This is a genomic window from Desemzia sp. FAM 23990 (assembly GCF_045528485.1).
Classification (GTDB): Bacteria; Bacillota; Bacilli; order Lactobacillales; family Carnobacteriaceae; genus Desemzia.
Genome location: NZ_JBGQQW010000023.1, coordinates 1 through 16,867, shown reverse-complemented (window position 1 = coordinate 16,867; position 16,867 = coordinate 1). Strand labels below are relative to the sequence as shown.

The following is a 16,867-nucleotide window of genomic DNA, read 5'->3' as shown; positions in this document are numbered from 1 at the left end:
TGAGACGCGGTTTTCGGCTCAAGGCGTTCCCATGGTTCTCCACGAGCTACACCGTAGGCTGGAAAAAATTTCTTTACCAACGCTAGAAGATGAAGATCCACTGAAAAAGGCTCTGAGAACAAAACATTCTCAAAGCCTTTTCATCATTTTATTTTGTAGCGCCTTCTGTAATCCCTTGGATAATGTATTTTTGCAGGAACATATACAGCAGTATGATAGGAATGATCGCCAGTACCAAACCAGCTAAGGCTAATTCCCATTGAATCGTGTACTGTCCAAAGAAGTAGTACATTTGCAAGGGAATGGTGTACATGCCGTCTTTATTGATGACCAGTGAAGGGAGCAAGTAATCATTCCAAATGCGAATGGAATTCAAGATAATAACCGTCACTGTCGTTGGTTTCAGTAGCGGGAATACCACGCGCCAAAAGATTTGAAAAGGATTGGCACCGTCTAAAATGGCTGCTTCGTCCAAGGATTGCGGCACTGACCGTAAAGCTCCAAAATATAAGAAGATAGACATACTGGAACCGAAACCTAAGTTCATAAAAGTCAGTCCCACGCGATTCAGCATATCAAATCTTCCGAATAAACTGACCAAAGGAATCATCAACGACTGAAAAGGGATCAGCATTGTAATCGCACAAATAAAATAAATCACGGAACTCATTTTTCCTGGATAGCGAGATAAGGCATAAGCTGCCATCGAAGAGAACAAGACGACCACGATGATACTAGCTACGGTGATCATCAATGAATTCATAAAACTGCGCGTATAATCTAAACTTTCATACGCTCTAGGGTAATTTTCTGTGGTCAATAGTTCTGGCCAAAATAAGGTGTTGGTAAAAATTTCTCTTCGGGTTTTAAAGGAGTTGATGAAAATCAATACGAAAGGATAAATCCACGTCAGAGAAACTACTGTACCTAGAATAATGACCAGCCATTTATGCATTTTTTCTGTTTTCATAGGTCAATTTCTCTCTTTCGTGTGTAATAAACTTGCGTTAACGAAATGGCCGCTACCAATAACAAGTAGACGATCCCTTTAGCTTGGGCATATCCTTGCTGGTACTGGAAGAAAGCCGTGTTGTAGATATTCATAGCTACCATCTCGGTAGAACCAAAGGGAGCACCATTCGTCAAAGCCAAGTTTTGATCGTAGACTTTGAACGCATTTGCCAAAGTTAAAAACAAGCTGATCGTAAAAGCGGGAGCCAGCATCGGTAGTTTGATTCGCCAGAATGTCTGCCAAGTGCTTGCACCGTCAATGGAGGCCGCTTCATTGATGTCGCCCGGAATGCTGTTTAAAAATGAAATGTAAATGATCATGATATAGCCGCTCATTTGCCATAAGAACACGATAACGAGTCCCCAAAATCCAGTCGTTGTATCTGCCAGCCAACTGCTGAAAAAACTAATGCCGGTCAATTGGGCGATGCCTTCGAAGGCTTTGACAAAAATAAATTGCCAGATAAATCCAAGAATGATCCCCCCGACTAAATTGGGCATGAAAAAGATCGTTCGAAACAAGTTGCTGATTTTTCCTGTCCGCTGCGTCACTAAAAGAGCCATACTCAACCCAATGACATTAACGCCAATAACAGAAACGACCGCAAACTTGACCGTAAACCAAACGCTGCTTAAAAATTGGTTGTCATTCAATAAGCGGGTGTAATTTTCTAGACCGATAAAGTTCATCGTGTATCCGTCAGAATCCGTAAAGGAAGTATAAATCCCATAAAGTAGAGGGATGAAGATGACTAAAGATACTGCTAATATGCTTGGGAATAGAAATGCCCAATAAAAATACTTTTCATTTTTTCGTTTCATTCTGTTGTTCGCCCCTTTTACCTTTAGGATAAGTTATTGCGAAAAAGAAAGAGAAATAGAAGAAAAGTTCTTCTATTCCTCGGTTGCAATGTCTAGCGCATTTCTGCAAATCGATTAGAAGTATTGGTTTCAAATTCATCCCAGCTGATGTCGCCGTTCAAATATTTTTGATATTCTGGGAACAATACTTGTTGGAACCAACCATCTGGATATTGTTTGTGCGTCATCGCGCCAGTCTCGCCATCCAGTAATGCTTGATAGATTTGTTGAGAAACCGTGTCGCTGATAGCTTCCACATCGTAACCTTCCTGTGCCGGCACGAATTCAAATTCTTCCAAGACTGCTGTTTGGCCTTCTTCAGAAGTGTACATCCAGTCTAAGAATGCTTTTGCTTCTTCCACAACAGCTTCGTCTAGATTCTTGTTGATTCCAATGTACCAAGGAGCTCCGGCGATGATTTTACCGGTGGTATCGTTTTCGCCAAATACAGGCAAAATGCCCATTTTATTGGCGGCGAATTCAGGATCAATACCATTCAAAGTAGGGACGATCCAGTTTCCCTGGTGCACCATAGCAACTGCATCGTTGATAAACAGTTCTTCCACAGAACGACTGTAATCAATCGTTAAAATAGGCTGTACATTGTACTGATTGAACAAGTCAGTGTATTTTTGCATTTGATCGCCATATTCCCAATTTAATTCAGTCGCACTGTAGCTTTCCAAAATACTGTTGTTGAATTCAGGCGAAGTAAAGTTGGCTGAGAATTGGTTGGCGATATAATTTTCAGCGCCGCTGAAGGCAAACACTGCATCAATACCCAACTCTTCTTTTTGACTGTCCAAAGTTTCTACAGCGGTTACAAAATCATCATAGCTTTGAATACCTTCAGGGTCGACACCCGCTTGTTCGAAGATTTCTTTGTTGTACATCCAGCCGAATCCTTCGATATTCATCGGGATTCCTAAAGGCACCCCGTCAATCGTTCCACCTTCCAGCATGCCTTCGATCACTGTATCGCTCATTTCCAATTCCGTCACATCCAGCAATGAATCGCTATAACGTTCTACTTCCGGCAAACCGCCTAACATCATTAAAGCCGGCTCATCTCCAGAAGAAAATTTCGCTTGCAGAGCTGCAGAACCTTCTCCGCTTCCTACTGTTGTAATGTTGACGCGAACATCAGGATTTTGTTCTGTATAACTAGCTGCTAAGGCTTCTAATTGAGTGGTAATCTCCGGCTTTTGGCTGAAGAATTCCACGACTACTGCCTCAGAATCACTGCCTGCGTTATCACCTGAACCTCCGCCACAAGCGGCAAGAACGGCAGCTGTGCTTAAAAGTGCTAAAGATAGTTTGATAGTTTTTTTCATGATGAAATTCCCCCCTTTGATTATGTAAAACTGTCCAAATGAACTCTTAGACAAGAAATAATCTGTATCTCACTGGTGTTTGATAAAGCTCCTTTCTGACTAAATGTTGGATAATCAGAAGCTAGACTGAGTAGAGAAAGTGCGTGGTGTAAAAGTTGAAACAAACTTGTTAAATAAATTTTAGCAGACTTGTATGCGTATTCAAAACAATATGGATTTTTGCAGATAACAGCTTGCTTAAAGTTGATTTGAAAGCTAAAATAAGCTAAACGAAACTGTTTTCATAAATTAAGAGAACGAGTTACAGGAGAAAAGTATGCCAAAAATGATTTTCTTTGATATTGACGGAACTTTAGTGACACACAACAATTCGATTCCAGCTTCTACCAAAGCGGCGATCCGGAAATTAAAACAAAACGGCATTGTCCCGGCCATTTCTACGGGAAGACCGCTCACCTTGATGCAAGAAGTGGCGAATGAATTAGAAATTTGTACATTTATCGCGATGAATGGGCAATATGTGGTATATGAAGGAGAAGCGATTTATCAAAATCCGCTGCCTCAAGAGTCGATTGCGCGGCTAATGAAAACCGCTCAAAAGCGTAAACAAGGCATAGCTTTTTGCGGAAGCGAAAAGATCACCGGGAATTCAATGATTCTGTTGGCCAATAGAGGTTTCGTAAAGTGGCTGCGACCCTTTTTTTCGAAGATGGCTCCAAAAAGTGCTTTAAGACTGGTCAATCGCCGTTTTTCTGCCAAGCCGATTCAACCAACGGATTATGAAGATCGCCCGATTTACCAGTGCATTTTGAATGCCCCGGAATCCGATGACGCTTTTTATGCCAAAGAGTTTCCAGAGTACACCTTTACGCGATCGAATCCTTATTCTGTCGACGTCATCAGCAAAGGCGGCTCAAAAGCAGTCGGTATTCAAAAATTGTTGGAGCATATTGAAGGCACTCTTGAAGATACCGTTGCTTTTGGAGATGGATTGAACGATATGGAAATGATCCAATACGCCGGAATCGGGGTAGCCATGGGGAATGGCAGAGTAGAGTTGAAGAATTTAGCTGATTTGGTCACCGACACTGTTTGGAATGACGGGATTTACAAAGGATTGGACGCATTGGGTTTGCTTTGACACATTGAAATGCAACTAAAACCAGCTGCTTCTTCGTGAGCAGCTGTTTTTTTTATCGCAAGTAACGGGCCTGTCACTACCTTGTACCAACTGCCAGAGACGAATCATTTGGTTTTATCTAAGCGTCACTATATAATAAGCTTAACAAATGATAACGTATACAATTCCGCTCTTTTGCAAGCCGATAAAAAGGTTGGGAAGAGTTTTTTTCTTCTAAAAATACATCTTCGATCAAGCAGCAACCAAACTAACTCATATTTCTAAGTGTATCAAATCAACAAGAATAATTTTATAGGAGGGTAAGATGATGAAAAAGAAATTAGGGGTACTTTTTTTTGGATTGTTTAGCGCATCTTTATTAGCAGCATGTACGGGCGGGCCAGAAGCCAACCCTGAAGATTTTGCTAGTGGAGACGACAATACCATCACTGTATGGGCTTGGGATACAAACTTCAATATTCCTATCGCAGAGAAAGCAGCTGAATATTACAAACAAGCCGGCCATGAAGATGTGACCGTCAATGTTGTCGAGATGTCTAACGAAGATACCAAACAAAAATTGGTTTCAGGATTTACTTCAGGAGTATCTGAAGGATTGCCCGATATTATGCTGATGGATGATTACGACGTACAAAACTACATTACGAATTACGAGGGTAAATTTGCTGAATTGTCTAGCGAGATTGACTTTTCACAATTTGCCGAATACAAAGTAGAAAATGCTACGAAAGATGATGGTGTTTAGGCTATTCCGTTCGATTCTGGTTCAGCTGGTTTGTATTACCGCACAGATTACTTGGAAGAAGCGGGATATACACCGGAAGCTATGCAGGATTTGACGTGGTCTGAATTTGTGGAGATTGGGAAGGATGTCAAAGAAGCAACCGGCAAATGGTTCGTGGCATTTATTCCAAACAGAGGAACTCATTACATTCAAATGGCCATGCAATCTGCAGGTTTATGGTACTTTGATGAAAATGGAGAGATTTACTTGAAAGACAATCCTGCTGTACGTGAAATGGCGGAAATTTTGAAAGCCATCGAAGAAAACGAACTGGCCAAACCGGTAGATTATTTTGCTCCTGAAGGTATTGGAGCTGTTACGAGCGGAGAGGTGGCAGCTGTCAATTCAGCGATCTGGTTCTCAGCTACGATTCGTTCTGCAGAAGACCAAGCGGGCAAATGGGCATATACAAACGTGCCGCAACTGGAAACAGTCGATAACGCCACTCCTTATTCGAACTTAGGAGGAGCCAGCTGGGTCATTTTAGAAGACTCGCCGAATAAAGATCTGGCCATCGATTTTATGAAGACACAATTTGCCGGGAATGATGAATTCTATCAAGATATTTTAGTTGAAAACGGCGCCGTAGGAACTTATTTGCCCTCACAAAGTGGAGAAGCTTACCAATTCGAAGACCCGTTCTTCAATGACGCTCCAATATACAAAGACTTCTCGGACTGGATGGCTGAGATTCCGGGAGTGGATTATGGAAACAATACTCAAGCTGCTGTAGATGCTTTGCGTTCTGTGCTGCAGGACTACTTTGACGGCAATTTAACACTAGACGAAATGCTGGAAAAAGCGGAAGAAAACTATACGATGCAAGTTGGAGAATAATTAAAACTACTGGATAGGGTGAAAGGGGAGATGAAGATGAAGGCTCATCCGAAAGAAAAACGCATTCGCCGTCAAAAACAAGACGTCTGGAAATTTATCGTTTTTGCAGTTGTGTTAAGCAGCATCTTCCTTCTTTATCCTATTTTTTATTCCCTGTACCTTTCACTGCACAGCATGCAAGGCCTGCAGTCGGTATTTGTAGGATTTGGGAATTATCTACGGATGTTTCAAGACGATATTTTTTTAAAAGCCTTGATGAATAATTTTACTTTCTTGATTTTCCAGGTGCCTATTATGGTAATTTTAGGCTTATTGATGGCTTTCCTGTTGAACACGCCTAACCTAAAGGGCCGTACTTTTTTCAAATTAGCTCTGTTCTTGCCTTGTGTGACGTCTCTGGTGTCTTATGCGGTATTGTTTAAAATGATGTTTCAAATCGGAGGGATCGTCAACAACGCTTTACTGGGTATCGGGATCGTTCAAAACCCCATTGACTGGTTAAACAGTCCTTTCTGGGCAAAAGTGACCGTCATTATTGCACTTTGCTGGCGTTGGACAGGATACAATATGATTTTTTATCTGGCGGGTCTGCAAAATATCTCAGACGACACGTTGGAAGCAGCGGATATTGATGGTGCTAACGGCTTCCAGAAATTTTTCCAAGTCGTTATCCCACAATTGAAACCAGTGATCGTTTTTACCACCATTACTTCAACGATCGGGACCATTCAATTATTTGATGAAGTTGTCAACTTAACTGGCGGCGGTCCCTCGAATGAGACATTGACTGCAGCACAATTGATCTACAATCATTCCTTTATTTATACGTCCAACTTTGGCTATTCAGCTACATTATCTTGGGCGTTGGTAGTGATCATCGCTGTCTTGTCGATTATTCAATTGAAAATATCTAACCGAGACTAACATTTGCCAATGAAAGGGGAGGAGGAAAGATGAAAAAATTAACCAGTGTATTGAAATATGCCTTTCTGATCATCAGTTCCTTTATTTCGATTTTTCCTTTTTATTGGATGATTGCAGGTGCTACCAATACGACCAATCAAATCGCAGAAGGAAAACTGAGTTTTGGAAATCAGTTGTGGGTCAATTTGCAAGGATTACTGGGTGCATACAACATTCCGCTGATTATGTGGAACTCGCTGAAGATCTCGGGCATTACCGTTGTTTTCAGTTTATTGGTCACCTCGCTGGCAGCTTTTGGCTTTGAAAAGTTTAAAACTAAAACAAGTGAATGGATCTACACCGTCATCTTACTGTTTATGATGATTCCACTGGCAGCGCTCGTTATTCCGCTGTTCAAGATCATGGCCGGCTTGCAATTGGTCAACCAACATTTGGCCATCATTCTTCCGGCGGTCAATAATCTATTCCTGATTTTCTTTTTCAGGCAAAGCTTCAAATCTTTTCCAAATGAAATCATCGATGCCAGTAAAATAGAAGGTGCCGGCAATTATGCGATTTTCTTCCGAATCGTTTTTCCCATGATGAAATCTACTTACGCTGCGGCCGCTATTTATGCGTTTATGAATTCTTGGAACAGTTACTTGTTGCCCTTGATTTTCTTGCAAACAGAAAACAAGTACACCATGACATTGCTGATTTCCAGCTTGTCTTCCGCTTCTTACATAGCTAATAACGGTATGCAAATGATCGCCATCGTCATCGCCACCATACCGACCTTGATCTTATTCTTGTTTATGCAAAAAGGGTTTGTGAAAGGGATGACGGGGTCGCTGAAGATGTGATTGTTTGTATTGGGATAAGAAAAAGCGAGAGCTAGGGGTGGTGTTCCAAAAATTGATTTTGGAATCATATACCCTGGCCTCTCGCTTTTTTTGTTTGTAGTGAGTTTTTTATAAAACCTCAAAATGCATGCATAATTTCGAATGCTATGACACGAAATCATGTATTGAATACTCCTAACAAAAAAGAACCCCATTCGCATAGAATTCTCGATACATGATTTTATACAATTTCATGTATCGTATGTGTAAAATATAGAGTATTAATTACTTACTTCTGAGATATAATAACAATAACTAAATGAGTAACTATTGAATTCAATTGGAGGTCCTAATGAAATTAAATCTATTGAAGTTTAAGGAAGATGATTTTGACTATTATTATCAACTTGTTTCAAATGATCGTGTTATGTCTCAAATCACTGAAAGAGCTATTCCCTATGAAGAAGCCAAAACAAATTTCCAAAAATTAGTAACCTATAATAAAAAAAAATAACAATTATGGTTCATACAAAATATCTATAGATTTAGATCAAAAATTTATTGGACTTGCTCATTTAACTTTAAATGAAAAACAACCTAACGAAGCAGAAATAGGCTATATGATACTTCCAAAATATTGGGGAAGAGGTTATGGAACTGGTGTAGCAAATCAATTAATTGAGATAGCAAGTCGACTAGGGTTAGAGAAAATACAAGCTATCATTGATCCAGAAAACGTTGCTTCTAGAAAAATATTAAGTAATCAAGGTTTCATATCTGAAATTGTATGTGAAATTGACGGATTGCCTGGAGAAATATTAAGTAAAAAATTATAGTTTTCATGTAAAAGCGTGAGTAGTAAAAGACTTTTGCTAGCAAGGTTTTTACTACTCACTCTTTTATCTAATTTAGTGTATTAGATCTTTTTACTTGAACCTAACGTTACGTAACGGTATATGGTAATTGTAGGGAGTGAAGATATGAAAAATTTAACTGGAAAAAAATTTTTAACAGCTAATAAAACAGTTCGTATTTATAAAGTAGAAATCCCTTGTGCCTCTGTCCCTTCTCATGTCACTAATTATTCTAATGATGAATTTAAACTATTCTGTACAAAGTTGCTAATTAGTGGGTGTTCAATGAAAGGGCTACTCAATGACTATCAACGTATTAGCATCCGAATGAAATTTCCAGGAACTTCAAATACAATTTCTATTAGTATTGAGGGCAGTGGTTTTGTAAACATTTTAGCTTCAGAACGTTTAGCGAGTTTAGAAACATCTGTAAATAAATTAATGAGGAAAAAAGAAGCTATATTAACCGCAACGCAAGGAAGCAATAACTTTGGGCAATCTACTAGCACAATTCCATTTAATGAAACTGATCCTGATAAGATAATTCAGCATTATTTTCAACAAAGCGAACAGATTGATACTGCGTTTTACACTCATTCTTTTAAAGGACATTGGATAGGATATATGGTTCAAGCATTACCTGGTGCAGACGTTGGAGAAGTTGAAAAGATTATAAGTAATCTAAAATTCTCTCACTCAGAAGGTCATTTGCAACAGTTTGAAGCAGATTGGCTATTCCTCACAAATTTCTTTTTCACTACAGAATGTTATTGTACAAAAGAAATGTATGGACAACTTTTATTGTCTTGGTCACACACTGACCTAATTGATTCAATTGAAAATAAACGTTCAGAAGAAACGGTTTGTACAAGTTGTGGGAAAAAATATCACTATACTCCAGAGGAATTATCGTTATTACTAGGAAGGGGAAAGTATAGCTCATGAAAGAAACATTTAGAATTGGAGAATTATCAGAAATGACTGGAGCTTCGATACGCACACTCCATTATTACGATGAAATAGGACTTTTAAAACCGTACAATATTACAGAATCCAATCATCGTATTTATGATATCACTAACTTAGAGCAACTCTATATTATTTTAGGTTTAAAAGAATTAGGATATTCATTAGATGAAATTAAAACAATTATTCTGAAAGATAAAATTTATCTTTCAGAGTACGTATATGTACAACGTGCTTTATTAGAAAAGGAAATCTCTTCACAACAAAAAAAACTAGATAACCTGTTAAATTTTGAAAAAACATTAGCAGACTATACCGCTATTGACTCTACTCTACTTGCAGAATTACTTACCTTTTATCGTACCAATGCACATTCTCATTTTACGATTCAAGAATTTAATTCAATGCGAACTTTAGTAACAGAAAAAGATAGTTGGAAAGAACATTATTCTGAATGGTCTAAATTTATAACTACTTTAGAAGAAGCCTATAAAGAAAAATTTCCTTCTACCCATCCTAAAGTAATTTATTGTAAGACATATTGGAAAAAATTAATATCAATGACTGATAAAGAACTACCAAATGTATACGAAAAGACAGGTTATTTTCATGCTGAAGAATCGTCTAAAGATCTTTCATTCGGTTTAACAACAGAGTTATACGTATATTTATTAAGACAAATGAACGAGGATGTCTGAATGAACGTCAAAAATAGGCTAGGACAAAAGGGCTCTCAAAAAATACACTCCCACTACTGAACAAAATAGTTCATAGTTTTGGGAGTGTATTTTTCTATATCTCTATCAAAATAAACAAAAGTGGGACTATTTTTTCACAAAAGAACCTTATCAAATCATTTTTTTGTATACATGACTTTATGTAATTTCATGTATTAAGATGATTTAGAAAACCGACAGTACGCCATACATTAAGAAAAACTCAATAAGAGCTCCTACTATCGCCAAGCTAGATTTTTCTAAGTTCATTCTCTTCCTGTTTTGTGTTTTCGGATCATTTCTTACTTCTCTATTGTCCATATAATCTAAGATTTTTTTATAGGTTTTTAGATTTTCTTTATCTTGGATCTTTTGAAGTTTAATAGCAGCATTGACCATGATTACTATAAAAGTAACTGGCAAAATCAAAGAAAAATCGCCCCAGTATTTAAATAAGGATGCAGTAATGAGGGTTAAAACAAATGATCCTATAATAACCAACATTAATTGATTCATCTTAGCAATAGTTACTTCTCTTTTCATCTTATCGTCATCTCCTTTAATCAATTCGTCTAAGGAGATATTAAAATAATTGCTTAAAAGTAACAGACTTTGTAGATTTGGATAACTTTTAGGTGTATACTTAATTTAGATAAAGTAACTTTAAAAGTTACTTTTTAAAGAAGGTGAATAATTTTGAGTGAATTTACGATTGCAGTACATGGGTTGGTCTATTTAGGTCATAACAATTCAATTTTTACCAGTGAAGCATTAGCTGAGAACATTTGTACGAATCCAGTTCGTGTTCGCAGAGTTCTGGCAAAATGCCGAAAAAAAGGATTAGTTCAAACAAAAAAAGGTGTGCATGGCGGATACTTTCTAACCGATAATTTAGAAGCTATCACTTTAAAAAATGTTTATGAGGCGATAAAGATCCCAATTATCCAAAATACTTGGCATTCAGGTTATATCAATGAACAATGTATGATTTCGTCTGGTATGTCAGAAGCTATGGATGATCTTTATGATGAGCTGAATAAAGATGCAGTAGCAAAACTAGCAACTATTACATTAAAAGATATGGAAGTAAAATTATATGCAATACAAAATGAGAGGGGCACTAAAATATGAATGAGTACACTACAGACGTAGCCATTATTGGATTTGGTAAAGCAGGAAAAACATTAGCAGGTGCTTTAGCTAAAAAAGGAAAAACCGTCACTGTGATTGAAAAATCAGCTAAAATGTATGGTGGAACTTGTATTAATGTGGGATGCTTACCGACTAAATCGTTGACACATAGTGCAAAAATTATTGATCAATTATCAGAATTTGGCATTGAGCGAAATCCTGAGATTAACAACCAGTTTTTCAAACAAGCCATGGACTATAAAACTGAATTAGTAACCAAATTAAATAAAAAAAACTACCATAAAATTGCTGATTTAGATAACGTAACAGTCTTAGACGGTTTTGCTCACTTCAAAGATGACCATACTTTGTTAGTGGATACAGATACAGAAACGCTACAAGTTACGGCTGCTAATATCATTATTGGAACTGGATCTACGGCTGTTATTCCAGATTTTGAAAACAAGCAAAACAGTCCACACATCCACACAAGTGAAGAAATTTTAGAGCTAACAAATCTGCCAAAAAAACTAGGTATTATCGGAGCTGGTCCAATTGGATTAGAATTCGCTTCTTATTTTGCTGAATTTGGTTCTGAAGTAACCGTTTATCAATTCAATGACTCATTATTGCCACGTGAAGATAAGGATGACGCAGCAGCTATTTTGGAAAGATTAGAAGAATTAGGGGTAACTATTGAATTTAACGCTCAAGCTAAACGTGTTCAAGATACGGATAATGGTGTACGTTTAACATTTGAACAAAACGGCGAAGAAAAATCTGCTGAATTAAATGAAATTTTAGTTGCTACTGGCCGTATTCCTAACACAAATAAATTAGATATTGAAAAGGCTGGCGTGGCGCTCGGCGCTCGTGGAGAAATCAAGGTAAACAAGCACTTGCAATCTTCTGTTGAACACATTTGGGCAGTGGGCGACGTTAAAGGTGGACCACAATTCACTTATATTTCTTTGGATGACTACCGTATTGTTTTGCCTCAATTGCTAGGAGAAGAATCCAACTATAATTTAGAAACGCGTCGTGTTTATCCTACAGCAACATTTGTGGATCCAACATTTGCACGGGTAGGCTTTAATGAAAAAGAAGCAACTGAAGCTGGTAAAAATTATAAAGTTGCTAAGATGCCCGTTGCTGCTGTTCCTAAAGCTCAAGTATTGCGTGAAACAAGCGGCTTTTTGAAAATATTAGTTGATCCAGAGACTGACCTTATATTAGGCGCAAGCTTCTTCAGCTACGAAGCTCACGAAATGATCAACTTAATTGCATTAGCAATTAATGAAAATATTTCATATAAGAGTTTACGAGACGGTATTTATACTCACCCTACAATGAGTGAATCCATGAATGATTTACTTGAAATGATTTAACTTAAATTTAACCACAAAAGAGGCTGGGACAAAATAAAATGGACCTTATAGAGATCTATTTTTCAGAGTCCACTCTATAGGAGTCATTTTACACTATTCACCTCCTATTCATTATTACTTATAACAGATAAGAGGTGAATATCATGCCCTCACTAGACGTTTATGTACCAATTAATAACTCTATTTTAGTACTTGTTGAAGAAATAAAAGAGTGTCTATAAAATCGTATAAACTAATTTATATAAGAGATTCCGGAAAACATCGTGTGCGATATAAAAATAAATTCTATCAAATATAGAACTTACCCAAATCTTTAAGCCCATCATAGCGTAAGTTTCATATCTAAAAAGAGAAGATTGGATTTATTGAGTAAATTAATCATGCAAATATAACATTACCGTTACTATATCGCCACCGCTTTTCCCTATCGCGTCTCTAATTTCCTTATTGATTGAGATGATCTTATCTTCATCTTTCCTTGGAGCCAAATAAATGTTTTTCACTTCAAAATCGTCAATTGTACCAGATACTTTTAAATGTCCCCATCTCCCTTTATTATCAGCTGTTCCTGGTGGTCTAAGGTGATAAGTCCATGATCCAAATCCCTCTTTGTAATGTAATTTGAGTTTCTGATTGTCAATTATTTTTATCATTTAAATAGCCCCATTTCTCATTCACTTTATCTATAGTTATGATACATGAAACTATCTAATTTCATGTGTTAAAAAAATGTAAGGAACTTGATATCAATAAAAATTATCATACAAATGTAATACCAATATTATATACTAGTTTATAATAACTCATTCAGAAGTGGAGCTATGAGTGAAAAAATAAAATAAGAAAGACAGCCTTAAAATTGCTAACCAAAGATAAATAATTTCATGTTAGTTTATCGAAATAAAAATAGGAGGAGATTTTTTGAATAAATTATTAGGATTTACTATGTCCGTATTTTTTTTACTTGGATTAACAGCTTGTAGCCAATCGCCAGAAGAAAAAATATTGGGGAAATGGGAATTAAATGATGGTCGTGATGAATTAAACTATTGGGAAATAACGGAAGACGAAATAATTATAACATCAGAGTCCGGTAAACATTTATCAACTCAGGGATACATAATAACTGAATTAGAAGATACAGAAAACGAAAAATTTAGAATTGAGTTCAATGAATTAGCAAATGAAAGTATGGGGAGTTTTGAGGGTCTTGCGGATCTTTTTGACGTTTCTATTGAAGGTTATTTTAAAAATGAAAATTCAATAATTGGAACTTCATTAATGAATTCTTCGTCAATTGGGGATTTTGAACTTAATAGAGTAAAGGAAGGTGAGGCTGAAGAGATAACTTCAAAGAATGAGACTAGTTCTTCAGATGAAAAAATAAAATTATATTCTATGAGTAACCTTGAGTATTCAATTCCTGAAAATTGGACCGAAGAAATATCTGATGAAAACTTGAAATATTATTATCCTGAAGAAGCAATGCTATTGGTTTCTTATATATATTTAGATGATACTCTTTCCAATGATGAAACAAGAGAGAATTTTATAGAAGGCGTTGCTTCAGAATCTGAATCATACGATTTAATTGCTGAGTCAGAAATAACTGTAGCAGGTACAATAGCATATCAGTACGATTTTAACAGTATAATGACTGACCAGGAGTTTGAAAATTCTTTAGTTATTTTCGATCATTATGATGGAATAATGGCCTTTCAGATGTCAACTTTAGTACATTCAGATAAAGATTATAGCAATGCTTTTGAAAGCATACTGAGTTCAATAGATTTTACAGATGAGTAATGAAATTGAATTTTTTAAAACTAGAAAGAAAAAATAGTGGTTTTAACCTTGCAGAGACTGTACTTTACTAATTTTTTTTTGGAAAAATAAACCTTGATAAGTTAAAGCTCACGATACACGATTATAAGCAATTTCATGTATTGAAAGAAGTCTAGGTAACACTTTTCACCTCTTATTCGTTATTACTTATAACAGATAAGAGGTGAATATCATGCCCTCACTAGACGTTTATGTGCCAATTAATAACTCTATTTTAGTACTTGTCGAAGAAATGAAAGAGTGTCTAGAAACAAAATTTCTAATTCAGGCTACTCAACAAGAAATTATCGAAAATGCAATTGTTGCCCTAAAAACTCAACTAAATTAACTTTATATAAAGAAAAGAGGAACACTTCAACATAAGTGATCCTCTTTTCTTTATTTTTTCTACCACTAAATTTTAAAAAAGGAGCAAAAAGACTTTAAAAAGTTTTTTTAAAAGACTTATAATAGATCTAAGTAAAGGAGAGGATTTATATGGCCATGAAAATATTAGATATTCCAACATCTTCTATTTCCGAAGTAAAAAGGTCTCCTATGGAGGTCTTTCAAAAAGCTGATAAGGAAGCTGCTGGGGTTTATGTCTTTAATCGAGAAAAAGTAGCTGGAGTTATGTTGACACAAAAACAATATGAAACATTAAATAAAGAAGTTGACGGTTTATATGATCAAATTGCTGATTTAATAGCTGAAAAAAGATTACTGAATGAAAAAGTAGCTACTTTTTCTGATAGTGAAGTCCGTGGATCAATAGCAACTGAAGAACCTACTATCGACGAAGAAGATGGGTGGGAGTAAGATTTGTACCAAATTGAATGGACAGAATACTCAAAAGATGATTATGATAAGCTTGACGGAAGCCAAAAGGTTTTTGTCGATAAAGCTCTTAATCGTATTAAATTACGTGGTATGGACGCGGGTCAACCGTTACATGGCGCTTTAGCTCAGTGTAATAAAATGAAAAATAAAAAATGGGACTTCGCGTTATTTTTAGAGAAGTGCATGGTAAATTTGAAGTGATTCAAGTTGTTGTTATTGGAAAAAGAGATAAAGAAACCGTCTATAAAATCGCTGAAAATCGTATAAATTAACTAAACAAGAGCTCTAACACTATAATGAAAAGTGTTAGAGCTCTTGTTTTACAATATATGACTTTATCTAATTTCATGTATTAGTATAAATAATATTAGGGAGATGATAGTAACTATAATAAAATATTTTATATAGTATTTGTTAGAATTGTTTCTGGATGTAGCACTAATATATCAGAGGAAACTTCATTACTTAATATGATTAAAGAAAAAAGTACGTTGCCGATTACTGATGAAAAACCGCCTCAAGAAATATTTGAGGAATTAGAGCTTAAATAACTGGAATATTTGGACGTCCAATTTCACAAAAAACTTTTCCAATATAAGATATTTCCAAATAAGATTCTTGCCGAGCATATTCTCTGCCAACAACAACTGTGTAGGGCATCTTATTAATAAATCCCAGCCCTGCTAATCGTTCAATACGGTATAACTCTTGGGATGCGGTGTCTTTAATTTGACCGTTGTAAATTTTTAGAAGCATTTCCGTATCTGACAAATAGGATCGGCTCAAAGTATCTGTTAACTCTTGGAATTCCGTATAACTTAATTGTTCATTAATATAAGCCACTACAAACTTTGCTAAGATAGTTGACTTTTCAATATCTATCGTCGATTCTAAAATCAACATAATCCGTTCAACTTCTTTTTGAGATTTTTTATCACCATTTTTTATACGCTCAACAAACTTTTCTTTTTTTTCATTTATTATAGTTCCATTGTTTAATTCATGCATGAATTGTAAAGTTTGACGAATAAGATTACGATTTTTAAGCATAATCCCAGTCTTACCTATCGCCATAATTGCATTAACTATTGGTATGCCTTTAATGATTTCAGATTCAAAAAGGGTATCAAATGAAGCTTCAATCATGTCAACGCTCACATCTTTTGTACTATCATTAAAAATCGTTTCTGAAAAACTTTTCACTAGCTTATTATCTGTCTCCATAGACTACCTCCTGATAAAATAAGTAAAAAAATTTAAAATGATCTGTTACTTTTAGTATAGCAAAGATAAAATAGGCTTTGTTTAATTAATGTCTACTGAATAATAAACTATGCTTATTCTGCTGCCTTTTACAACTAATGATTGATATAATAGATGCAAGGGTTTTTTATAGGATGTTAAACAAAACCTTGCACTTTTACTGAAATGAGGA

21 protein-coding genes are annotated in these 16,867 nt (G+C 36.0%); 15 read left to right on the top strand and 6 right to left on the bottom strand.

Annotation, left to right across the window (positions count from 1 at the left end):
• Positions 1-148 precede the first annotated feature (148 nt).
• The 3 genes from ACEN4I_RS09735 to ACEN4I_RS09725 form a co-directional block, all read right to left on the bottom strand.
• Positions 149-970 carry a carbohydrate ABC transporter permease gene (locus ACEN4I_RS09735; protein ID WP_407097422.1) on the bottom strand — a complete coding sequence of 274 codons (822 nt, stop codon included), beginning with the start codon at positions 968-970 and terminating at the stop codon, positions 149-151.
• Positions 967-1,833 carry a carbohydrate ABC transporter permease gene (locus ACEN4I_RS09730; RefSeq protein ID WP_407097421.1) on the bottom strand — a complete coding sequence of 289 codons (867 nt, stop codon included), beginning with the start codon at positions 1,831-1,833 and terminating at the stop codon, positions 967-969. The genes ACEN4I_RS09735 and ACEN4I_RS09730 overlap by 4 nt, the downstream gene beginning before the upstream one ends.
• 92 nt (positions 1,834-1,925) lie before the next feature.
• Positions 1,926-3,206: an ABC transporter substrate-binding protein gene (locus ACEN4I_RS09725; RefSeq protein WP_407103038.1), complete on the bottom strand. Its 1,281-nt coding sequence runs from the start codon at positions 3,204-3,206 to the stop codon at positions 1,926-1,928.
• Positions 3,207-3,522: 316 nt separating this feature from the next.
• Here ACEN4I_RS09725 and ACEN4I_RS09720 point away from each other — a divergent pair, with 316 nt between their 5' ends.
• From ACEN4I_RS09720 to ACEN4I_RS09680, 9 genes are all read left to right on the top strand, one after another.
• On the top strand, positions 3,523-4,347 hold the full coding sequence (locus ACEN4I_RS09720) for a Cof-type HAD-IIB family hydrolase (RefSeq protein WP_407097419.1): 825 nt from the start codon (positions 3,523-3,525) through the stop codon (positions 4,345-4,347).
• Positions 4,348-4,651: 304 nt separating this feature from the next.
• Positions 4,652-5,092, top strand: a complete 441-nt coding sequence (locus tag ACEN4I_RS09715) for a hypothetical protein (RefSeq protein WP_407127732.1) — start codon at positions 4,652-4,654, stop codon at positions 5,090-5,092.
• Positions 5,093-5,095: 3 nt separating this feature from the next.
• On the top strand, positions 5,096-5,968 hold the full coding sequence (locus tag ACEN4I_RS09710; protein WP_407097445.1) for an extracellular solute-binding protein: 873 nt from the start codon (positions 5,096-5,098) through the stop codon (positions 5,966-5,968).
• Positions 5,969-6,004: 36 nt separating this feature from the next.
• Positions 6,005-6,892 carry a carbohydrate ABC transporter permease gene (locus ACEN4I_RS09705; RefSeq protein WP_407103278.1) on the top strand — a complete coding sequence of 296 codons (888 nt, stop codon included), beginning with the start codon at positions 6,005-6,007 and terminating at the stop codon, positions 6,890-6,892.
• A gap of 29 nt (positions 6,893-6,921) precedes the next feature.
• On the top strand, positions 6,922-7,734 hold the full coding sequence (locus ACEN4I_RS09700; RefSeq protein ID WP_407103276.1) for a carbohydrate ABC transporter permease: 813 nt from the start codon (positions 6,922-6,924) through the stop codon (positions 7,732-7,734).
• 331 nt (positions 7,735-8,065) lie between these two features.
• Complete coding sequence (locus ACEN4I_RS09695) at positions 8,066-8,227, top strand: hypothetical protein (protein ID WP_407103275.1); 162 nt, start codon at positions 8,066-8,068, stop codon at positions 8,225-8,227.
• Complete coding sequence (locus tag ACEN4I_RS09690; RefSeq protein ID WP_407103277.1) at positions 8,211-8,549, top strand: GNAT family N-acetyltransferase; N-acetyltransferase; 339 nt, start codon at positions 8,211-8,213, stop codon at positions 8,547-8,549. The genes ACEN4I_RS09695 and ACEN4I_RS09690 overlap by 17 nt, the downstream gene beginning before the upstream one ends.
• Before the next feature lie 144 nt (positions 8,550-8,693).
• Positions 8,694-9,512, top strand: a complete 819-nt coding sequence (locus tag ACEN4I_RS09685) for an Hsp33 family molecular chaperone HslO (protein ID WP_407103274.1) — start codon at positions 8,694-8,696, stop codon at positions 9,510-9,512.
• On the top strand, positions 9,509-10,231 hold the full coding sequence (locus tag ACEN4I_RS09680; protein ID WP_407097744.1) for a MerR family transcriptional regulator: 723 nt from the start codon (positions 9,509-9,511) through the stop codon (positions 10,229-10,231). The genes ACEN4I_RS09685 and ACEN4I_RS09680 overlap by 4 nt, the downstream gene beginning before the upstream one ends.
• A 204-nt stretch (positions 10,232-10,435) precedes the next feature.
• On the opposite strand, the gene ACEN4I_RS09675 is transcribed toward ACEN4I_RS09680, so the two are convergent.
• Positions 10,436-10,792, bottom strand: a complete 357-nt coding sequence (locus ACEN4I_RS09675; RefSeq protein ID WP_021150714.1) for a hypothetical protein — start codon at positions 10,790-10,792, stop codon at positions 10,436-10,438.
• Positions 10,793-10,945: 153 nt separating this feature from the next.
• Between ACEN4I_RS09675 and ACEN4I_RS09670 the strand changes: the two genes are divergently transcribed.
• On the top strand, positions 10,946-11,380 hold the full coding sequence (locus ACEN4I_RS09670) for an Rrf2 family transcriptional regulator (protein WP_005237713.1): 435 nt from the start codon (positions 10,946-10,948) through the stop codon (positions 11,378-11,380).
• Complete coding sequence (locus ACEN4I_RS09665; protein ID WP_005237714.1) at positions 11,377-12,768, top strand: NAD(P)/FAD-dependent oxidoreductase; 1,392 nt, start codon at positions 11,377-11,379, stop codon at positions 12,766-12,768. The genes ACEN4I_RS09670 and ACEN4I_RS09665 overlap by 4 nt, the downstream gene beginning before the upstream one ends.
• Positions 12,769-13,142: 374 nt before the next feature.
• Here the strand turns inward: ACEN4I_RS09665 and ACEN4I_RS09660 are convergent, their stop codons facing one another.
• On the bottom strand, positions 13,143-13,421 hold the full coding sequence (locus ACEN4I_RS09660) for a DUF1905 domain-containing protein (protein ID WP_407097695.1): 279 nt from the start codon (positions 13,419-13,421) through the stop codon (positions 13,143-13,145).
• A 268-nt stretch (positions 13,422-13,689) separates the two neighbouring features.
• Here ACEN4I_RS09660 and ACEN4I_RS09655 point away from each other — a divergent pair, with 268 nt between their 5' ends.
• The 4 genes from ACEN4I_RS09655 to ACEN4I_RS09640 all read left to right on the top strand — a co-directional run bounded on the left by ACEN4I_RS09655 (position 13,690) and on the right by ACEN4I_RS09640 (position 15,633).
• Complete coding sequence (locus ACEN4I_RS09655; RefSeq protein WP_407097696.1) at positions 13,690-14,574, top strand: hypothetical protein; 885 nt, start codon at positions 13,690-13,692, stop codon at positions 14,572-14,574.
• Positions 14,575-14,785: 211 nt separating this feature from the next.
• Entirely contained in the window at positions 14,786-14,941 is a 156-nt protein-coding gene (locus ACEN4I_RS09650) for a hypothetical protein (protein WP_407127730.1), read from the top strand.
• A gap of 149 nt (positions 14,942-15,090) precedes the next feature.
• Positions 15,091-15,411 carry a type II toxin-antitoxin system Phd/YefM family antitoxin gene (locus ACEN4I_RS09645; RefSeq protein WP_407097698.1) on the top strand — a complete coding sequence of 107 codons (321 nt, stop codon included), beginning with the start codon at positions 15,091-15,093 and terminating at the stop codon, positions 15,409-15,411.
• Positions 15,412-15,414: 3 nt separating this feature from the next.
• Positions 15,415-15,633 carry a hypothetical protein gene (locus ACEN4I_RS09640; RefSeq protein WP_207558107.1) on the top strand — a complete coding sequence of 73 codons (219 nt, stop codon included), beginning with the start codon at positions 15,415-15,417 and terminating at the stop codon, positions 15,631-15,633.
• Positions 15,634-15,975: 342 nt separating this feature from the next.
• On the opposite strand, the gene ACEN4I_RS09635 is transcribed toward ACEN4I_RS09640, so the two are convergent.
• Positions 15,976-16,656 (bottom strand): hypothetical protein, encoded by a 681-nt coding sequence (locus tag ACEN4I_RS09635; RefSeq protein ID WP_407097700.1) that lies wholly within the window; start codon positions 16,654-16,656, stop codon positions 15,976-15,978.
• Between the last annotated feature and the right edge of the window lie 211 nt (positions 16,657-16,867).